4 protein-coding genes and 1 pseudogene are annotated in these 6,301 nt (G+C 68.1%); 2 read left to right on the forward strand and 3 right to left on the reverse strand.

Annotated features, from left to right (window positions below; all coding sequences use genetic code 11):
- Positions 1-3: 3 nt before the first annotated feature.
- Positions 4-357, reverse strand: a complete 354-nt coding sequence (locus AC5RV2_RS13410) for an Rv2175c family DNA-binding protein (RefSeq protein WP_494092742.1) — start codon at positions 355-357, stop codon at positions 4-6.
- Positions 358-574: 217 nt separating this feature from the next.
- Between AC5RV2_RS13410 and AC5RV2_RS13415 the strand changes: the two genes are divergently transcribed.
- On the forward strand, positions 575-2,344 hold the full coding sequence (locus AC5RV2_RS13415; RefSeq protein WP_494092743.1) for a LysM peptidoglycan-binding domain-containing protein: 1,770 nt from the start codon (positions 575-577) through the stop codon (positions 2,342-2,344).
- 81 nt (positions 2,345-2,425) lie between these two features.
- Positions 2,426-4,408 (forward strand): Stk1 family PASTA domain-containing Ser/Thr kinase, encoded by a 1,983-nt coding sequence (pknB, locus tag AC5RV2_RS13420; RefSeq protein ID WP_494092744.1) that lies wholly within the window; start codon positions 2,426-2,428, stop codon positions 4,406-4,408.
- A 159-nt stretch (positions 4,409-4,567) separates the two neighbouring features.
- Here the strand turns inward: pknB and AC5RV2_RS13425 are convergent, their stop codons facing one another.
- Both AC5RV2_RS13425 and AC5RV2_RS13430 read right to left on the reverse strand, forming a co-directional pair.
- Positions 4,568-5,953, reverse strand: a complete 1,386-nt coding sequence (locus tag AC5RV2_RS13425; protein ID WP_494092745.1) for a class II 3-deoxy-7-phosphoheptulonate synthase — start codon at positions 5,951-5,953, stop codon at positions 4,568-4,570.
- A gap of 83 nt (positions 5,954-6,036) precedes the next feature.
- Positions 6,037-6,301: pseudogene (locus tag AC5RV2_RS13430) on the reverse strand (hypothetical protein); the annotation flags it as partial.

The following is a 6,301-nucleotide window of genomic DNA, read 5'->3' on the forward strand; positions in this document are numbered from 1 at the left end:
CCCCTACCAGCCGAGCGCCTGGGCGCGGCGGCGGATCTCGGTTTTGCGGCCCTCGCGCAGCGCGTCGATAGGCCGGCCGGGCAGCGAATCATCGGCGGTGAAGAGCCAGACCAGGGCTTCCTCGTCGCCGTAGCCGGCGTCGGACAGCACCGCCAAGGTTCCCTTGAGGCTCTCGAGCACGGTCCCTTCGACCAGGAACGCCGCCGGCACCGAACGGATCCTGCGCTCCCCCACGCGGGCCTCCACCAAGGCGCGTTCTTCGAGCAGGGCGTGCACCTTCTTAATGGAGACGTCCAGTTGTTCGGCGACGTCGGGAAGGGGCAGCCAGTCGGTAATCAGTTCTTCAAGTTCACTCACCGTATAAGGGTGCCACGGCGGCCCCCGCGGAGCCATTTCCTTTTCGACACGCCGCCTTCATTCTTCATTCTCCGCCGATGGCTTTTGTGTTATGCGTCAATAGTGTAAATTCACTTGAGTAACAGCTTTCACATCGATAACAAACGGCACACCAGTACCACTGTGCGGCCCGTTGGGGGACGCTCGCCAGGCCGCAGAACAAGGATGAGGGACACCAATGACCGATCAGCGCCCGATCACGCGCAACGACCGCAGCCAGCCCCGCCGGGTACTACTGTCCGCGGCAGCAACCGCGGCGATTCCCGCCGTCGTGCTGTCCTCCGCTGCCTTAGCCATGCCGGCCCAGGCAGCCGAGCTGCCGCCGCGCTCGGCGCTGCAGCCCAAGGCGGCGATTCCGGGCGTCACGGTTCCGGCGACCGCTTTCATTCCCGCTTCCCAGGTTGCTGCCCACTTGCCCGCTTCCCTGCGGGCGCAGAATACTCCCGCCGCCCATACGGTGAGGGCCGGCGAGACGATCAGCGGCATCGCGGCCCGGTACGGCCTCTCCACGCAGAAGGTACTGTCGCTGAACGGCCTCAGTGCCAGCACCATCATTCACCCGGGGCAGAAGATCAAGCTGGGCGGCTCGGCCGCCAAGTCCTCCGGCAACGCGGCGAAGCAGTCCTCGTCGGGTTCCGGCAGCTACACCGTCAGGTCCGGCGACACCCTGTCCGGCATCGCCGCCAAGCACGGCATGAGTCTGGGCGCCGTGCTCTCGGCCAACAACCTCAAGATCAGCTCGATCATCTACCCGGGCCAGAAGATCTCGGTCACCGGCGGCACCGCCCAGGTCTCGGCCGCCTCGGCCCCCACCCGGGCGAAACCTTCCACCAGAACCGCCGCCTCTTCCGGCAGCTACACGGTCAAGTCGGGCGACACCCTCTCCGGCATCGCCGCCAAGCACGGCATGAGCCTGGGCACCCTCCTCTCCGCCAACAACCTCAAGATCAGCTCGATCATCTACCCCGGCCAGAAGATCTCGGTCAACGGCGCGGCCAAGGCCTCCAGCGCCTCCGCCCCGGCCGCGCAGGCGAAACCTTCCACCAAGGCGGTCGCCCCCTCCGGCACCGGCAGCTACACGGTCAGGCCGGGCGATACCCTCTCCGGGATTGCCGCCCGCCACGGCATGAGCCTGGGCGCCGTCCTCTCCGCCAACAACCTCAAGGTCACCTCGGTCATCTACCCGGGCCAGAAGATCAAGGTGAGCGGTTCGTCGGTCACCAGCGCGTCGGCGTCGTCCAAGGCACCGGCCAACAGCACCGCAGCCACCGGCGCGGGCAGCTATACGGTCAAGTCCGGCGATACGCTGTCCGGCATCGCCGGCAAGCTCAACGTGACCCTGTCCAGCCTGCTGCAGTCCAGCGGCCTGAAGTCGACCTCGATCATCCACCCGGGCCAGAAGATCAGCGTCCCCGGCGGTGCGCAGACCACGACGTCGAGTGTGGGCACCGCGTCGGCCCAGCCGCTGGTGCCCAGTACCTTCCTGCACTACACCTACCCGGCCGCGGTAGTGGGCAAGGCGAACGAGAACAAGCGCCTGCTGCTCTCCACCCCGCAGCCCACCCAGGCCCAGATGAAGGACATCATCGCCGAAACGGCCGCCAAGATGGGGGTGGACCCGCGGCTCGCCCTGGCGCACGCCTACCAGGAATCCGGCTTCCAGCAGGACGCCGTGTCGCCGGCCAACGCGATCGGCGCCATGCAGGTCATCCCGTCCTCGGGCGAGTGGGCCTCGACCCTGGTGGGCCGCAAGCTCAACCTGCTGGATCCGTACGACAACGCAACCGCCGGCGTAGCGATCATCCGGTCCCTGGTGAGCACCAGCCCGTCCCTGGACATCGCGATCGCGTCCTACTACCAGGGCCAGTACGGCGTGATGACGTACGGCATGTACCAGGATACGAAGGCCTACGTGGCCGCGGTGAAATCGCACATGAAGAAGTTCTAGCGGCCACCGCCACCGTGGCAAAAGGACCCGAACCGCAGTGTTGATTCGGGTCCTTTCGCTCATCGGACTTAGGATCATAGAGTGCAACCGGCAACTGATTCACTGGTCGGCGCCCTGATCGACGGGCGCTACCGGGTTGCCTCGCGCCTGGCGCGCGGCGGGATGTCCACCGTTTACCTGGCGTCCGACACCCGGCTGGACCGCAATGTGGCGCTCAAGGTCCTCTATCCCTACCTGGCGGAAGACGCCGGCTTCCTGGAACGGTTCGAACGCGAGGCCAAGTCCGCGGCCCGGCTCTCGCACCCCCACGTGGTGGGCGTCTACGACCAGGGCATCGACGGCAACGTCGCCTACCTCGCGATGGAATACGTGCCCGGGCACACGCTGCGGGACCTGCTCGACAAGTCCGCTCCGCTGACGCCGCGGCATGCCCTGGCTGTCCTTGATCCTGTGATCGAGGGGCTGGCCGCCGCGCACTCCGCCGGTCTGGTGCACCGCGACATCAAGCCGGAGAACGTGCTGATGTCCGACGACGGCCGGGTCAAGCTCGGAGATTTCGGCCTGGCACGCGCCGTGACCACCAGCACCAATACCGGGTCCCTGATCGGGACGGTGGCGTACCTGCCGCCCGAATTGGTCACCGGGACCGCGTCCGATGAACGCAGCGACGTCTACTCGGTGGGCATCATGCTGTTCGAGATGCTGACCGGGCGTCAGCCGTTCACCGGCGATGTGCCGATCCAGGTGGCATTCCAGCACGTCAATTCCACCGTCCCCGCGCCGTCGACCCTGGTTCCCGGGCTGGCTCCCGACCTCGACGAACTGGTGCTCTGGTGCACCGGATCCGATCCGGACCAGCGGCCGGTGGACGCCGCCGCGCTGCTGGGTGAACTGCGGCACGTGCACAAATCGCTCAGTGACGCCCAGCTGGATGCGCGGCCTCCCCGGGCCGAGCCTGCTGGAACATCATCCACCCAGGTCATCCCGTCCGATCCGCACCGCACCACCGTCATTTCCCGCTCCGCAAACCACACCCAGGTTTTCAGGACCGGCGAGGCCGCCGCGGCGGCACCGGCCGGGCAGCAGCGCCCGCTCTCCGCGCGCGATTCCAAGAAGCGCCAGCGGGAACTCGCCCGCCAATCGCGACGTCCCGAACAGAACCTGCGCCGCGGAAATCCCCGTCGCCGGGGCATCATCTGGATTGTCGTGCTGGCCATCCTGGCCGCCTTGGTCGCAGCCGCAGGGTGGTTCTTCGGCATGGGGCCCGGCGCCATTGTTTCCGTGCCCGACGTTGCCGGCAAGCCGGTGGCGGAAGCCGAGGGCATGCTCCGGGAACAGGGGCTGGAGTACACGCTCGAGGAAGTCTTCGACGAGAAGTTGGCCGCGGGGGTTGCCGTCGGCACGGAACCCGATGCGCCCGTCGAAGTCCGCCGCTTCGAACAGGTGGCCCTCGTGGTATCGAAGGGCCCGGAGCTCTTCGGCGTGCCCTCGTTGACGGGCATGAGCGTGGAGGAGGCCACCGCCGCGCTGGAAGAGGCAGGGCTTGCCGCCGGTGACGTCAAGGAAAAGTACGACGAAGAAGCAGCGGCGGGTACCGTCCTCGGCCACAAACCCGGTGAGGGCGAACAGCTGCGGCGGGGCACCGCCGTCGGGCTCACGGTCTCCAAGGGGCCGAAGCCGTTCAGCGTGCCGCAGGTGGTGGGCCAGCCGCAGTCCGACGCCGCCGCAGCCTTGGAAGGCGCCGGCCTGAAGGTGGAGGTGGCCCCGGAGGCCGTGTTCGACCGCAACGTCCCGGCCGGCTCGGTCGCGGCGCAGACGCCGGCCGAAGGGCAGGTCATCCGCGGTGACACCGTGACACTGAAACTCTCCAAGGGCCCGCGGATGGTCGAGGTCCCGGACACCGTGGGCCGGCAGGTCGACGAGGCGAAGCGTGCGCTGGAGGACCTGGGCTTCGAGGTGAAGGTCAAGGAGTTCCTCGGCGGCTTCTTCGGCACCGTGCGGACGCAGGACCCGGACAGCGGGTCGCTGCCGGAGGGATCGGTCATCACCCTTACCGTGGTGTGACGCCTGCGCCTTGGCGCGGGCACGAGCCTGAGCCGGCCGGCGGCAACTCACGCCGCCCGCGCTCCTGACGGCCGGAAGGCCCGGAACCTGTTCACCTGGTTCCGGGCCTTCCGTCTCGTCCCGGTCGTAAGGAGCGCGGGACGGCGGGCGTGCGGCGGGCTACCGCTGGCGGGAGAGCGCCCCCGCCACCAGGAACGCCATCTCCAAGGACTGCATGTGGTTCAGCCGCGGGTCGCAGACGGACTCGTAGCGGTCCAAAAAGGCGTTCTGATCGATGGGATCGGCGCCGCCCAGGCACTCCGCCACGTCGTCGCCGGTCATTTCCACGTGCAGGCCGCCCGGGAAGGTGCCCAGTTCGTCGTGCACGTCGAAGAAACCGCGCACCTCCTCGATGACGTCGTCGAAGTTCCGGGTCTTGTAGCCGTTGGGCGAGGTGACCGTGTTGCCGTGCATCGGGTCGGTCACCCAGAGCACCTTGGCGCCGCTCTCGGTGACCCGCTTCACGAGCTCCGGCAGTTTCGCCCGGATGTTGCCGGCACCCATGCGCGTGATGAAGGTCAGCCTGCCCGGCTCGCGCTCGGGATCCAGTTTGTCGATCAGCCGCAGGGCGTCGTCGGCGGACGTGGTCGGGCCCAGCTTGACGCCGATGGGGTTTCGCACCCGGGAAAGGAAGTCCACGTGGGCGCCGTCCAGCTGGCGGGTCCGTTCACCGATCCAGAGGAAATGCCCCGAGGTGTTGTAGGGCAGGCCCGTCCGCGAATCGATGCGGGTCAGCGCGCGCTCGTAGTCCAGCACCAGCGCCTCATGGCTGGCGAAGAACTCGACCCGCTTGAGGGCGTCGAAGTCCGCGCCGCAGGCATCCATGAACTTCACGGCGCGGTCGATTTCGCGTGCCAGTGACTCGTAGCGTGAATGTGCCGGATTGGCCGTGAAGCCCTTGTTCCAGTGGTGCACCAGGCGCAGGTCGGCAAAACCGCCCTGCGTGAAAGCCCGGATCAGGTTCAGGGTGGAAGCGGACGTGTGGTACGCCTGCACCATCCGGCTGGCATCGTGGGCCCGGGACTCGGGGGTGAAATCAAAGCCGTTGACCATGTCGCCGCGGTACGCGGGCAGGGTCACGCCTTCCCGGGTTTCGTCGTTGGACGAGCGGGGCTTCGCGAACTGCCCGGCCATCCGGCCCATCTTGATCACGGGCAGCGACGCGCCGTAGGTGAGCACCACGGCCATCTGCAGGATGGTCTTGACGCGGGCACTGATCTTGTCGGCGGTGGCTGCGCCGAAGGTCTCGGCGCAGTCCCCGCCCTGGAGCAGGAACGCCTTACCGTCGGCGGCCAGGGCCAGACGCTCCCGCAGGACGTCGACTTCCCCGGCAAAGACCAGCGGCGGCAGGGAGTTCAGCTCGGCAACGGAGGACGCGTAGACCGAGGGATCGTGCCAGGTGGGCTGCTGCACCACCGGCAGCTCTCGCCAGTCATCCAGACCGGGATAGTTTGCTGCCGTCGGCAGCTGGTCGGGAACGGAAGAAATGAAGGTTGTATCGGTCACCCTTCAATCGTAGACCTGCGGCTTCATTGGCTTCACGTGCAGGGGTCATGGGCCGCCACACGGGCGTCACATTCCTACGGGCGTCAGCGCCGGCGTTTCCGGCCGGATCCCGGGACTGCTCCCCCGGCGTCCGGGAGGGCGGCGGCCTCCGGTCCTTCCGCCGCGGCCGCGCCCGCTCCACCACCGCTGTGCCCGGCAGCGCTGTCGGACGTGCTGTCGGACGCGCCCTCGGGCAGGGCGCCGGAGGGGGTGGCGGCTGCGGCGTGGCCGGCAGCCCGCTCGTCCGCCCCGGGCTGTTCCTGCCCCGGTCCGGCGGCGGGCTCCCGTCCCGATGCGACGGCGGGCTCC

Source organism: Arthrobacter sp. Y3225116 (assembly GCF_059091245.1).

Excerpts from the sequence above, each read along its gene's own strand:
- AC5RV2_RS13415 (WP_494092743.1), top strand. The coding sequence starts at position 575 with ATGACCGATCAGCGCCCGATCACGCGCAACGACCGCAGCCAGCCCCGC.